General features: G+C 58.0%; 2 protein-coding genes. One reads left to right on the forward strand and one right to left on the reverse strand.

Annotated features, from left to right (window positions below; genetic code table 11):
• A partial coding sequence (locus FHR90_RS17270; protein WP_221188305.1) for a type 2 periplasmic-binding domain-containing protein occupies nucleotides 1-237 on the forward strand: 237 nt, incomplete at its 5' end.
• 201 nt (nucleotides 238-438) lie between these two features.
• Here FHR90_RS17270 and FHR90_RS17165 read toward each other — a convergent pair.
• Nucleotides 439-1,179: an SDR family NAD(P)-dependent oxidoreductase gene (locus FHR90_RS17165; RefSeq protein ID WP_176626610.1), complete on the reverse strand. Its 741-nt coding sequence runs from the start codon at nucleotides 1,177-1,179 to the stop codon at nucleotides 439-441.
• Nucleotides 1,180-1,357: the final 178 nt, after the last annotated feature.

Here is a 1,357-nt window from a genome sequence, read left to right on the forward strand (position 1 = left end):
TCGTCGTCGGAAACGTCAGAGGGATACGGCTTGCGGGCACTCGTCATGCCCTCCCATATGAATCAGGCCGGTCGGGAAGTACATAACACCCTCTATTCGGGCGTAAGTTTCGTTCGGTTAAGCAATGCGCAAGAGGTGGTCGAATTCAGCATTTTGTGGCGAACGACGACCGAAAACCCCGCAATGCGGGCCTTATTACAGCTATGCGCGGATGGAACACCAGGTTTCGCGCTCTAGTCATCAGAGTAAATTATCTATCAAATATGCGTCGCTTGGCACGATGTGTTCCGAGAGGCCATCCCGAATAGGGATGGTCTCGCTCCTCGGAGCTCGACGAACCCTATGAGTCGTCCATGTCCTACGCGCGATTATCAAGCGAACCCGCGAGGCCGAAATGAACCCCGATCCTCTGCGGGTCGCGACGAATTTTGGAAAAGGTCAGGCGTTAAATCCGCCATCGGCTGTGACAATAGAGCCGGTCATAAAACTTGCCGCGGGGCTTGCCACAAAACCGACCACCGCGGCTATTTCATACGCCGTACCATATCGCTTGAGCGCCGTCAGACCTCGATTGGTGTCCGCGAGCGCGCCGTCGGCTGGGTTCAACTCCGTCTCGATCGGACCGGGCTGGACGAGGTTGACTGTGATGTTACGGGACGCGAGTTCCTGTGCGAGACCACGAGTGAAGGCCAAGTGGGCCGACTTTGTTAGCGCATACATGGTGAGGTTCGGAAAGGGCACGCGCTCCGCGACGTTGGATCCGATGGTGATAATGCGGCCTCCATCAGAGAGGCGGGGAATTGCCGCCTGAGCCGTTAACACGACACCTCGAATATTGACGTGCAGTAGTGTGTCGATGTCGTCGAGACTAAGTTCGGCAATGGGACCGCCTCGAAAGGTGCCAGCGTTGTTCACTAGGATGTCGAGCCCGCCGAATTCCATCGCCGCCTGATTCACCAAAGACCTGATCGCCTGCGGATCGGCGGCATCGGCCTGGATGGCGACGCCCCTTCGCGCCTCCTCCTCAATCTGCGCGACGATGCCTTGCGCGCGATCAACTGCACGTTCGTAACTGATCGCCACGTTCGCGCCGCGCCGGGCCAGTTCCACCGCGATCGCAGCACCGATGCCTCGAGAGCCGCCTGTAACCAAAGCTCTCTTTCCTGCGAGTTCGGTCATGTCTTCATCCTCACTTTAAGTTGGAGATCACTCAGCGGAGGAGCACGCCGCCGTGCATCCCTGCGCCCTAGCAATTGGTCGCTTAGGGCTGGGACCCATAAAGTGGATTCCCACGATGGCTTCGACGTGATTCAAGGTCCCCGGAAGGAGACCACCGTTGGACCGAGACCATTTCTGG

The organism is Endobacter medicaginis (genome assembly GCF_014192375.1).
GTDB classification, from domain to species: Bacteria; Pseudomonadota; Alphaproteobacteria; order Acetobacterales; family Acetobacteraceae; genus Endobacter; species Endobacter medicaginis.

Bases quoted from the DNA above. Each gene is read 5' to 3' on its own strand.
- FHR90_RS17165 (WP_176626610.1), bottom strand. From the start codon at position 1,179: ATGACCGAACTCGCAGGAAAGAGAGCTTTGGTTACAGGCGGCTCTCGA.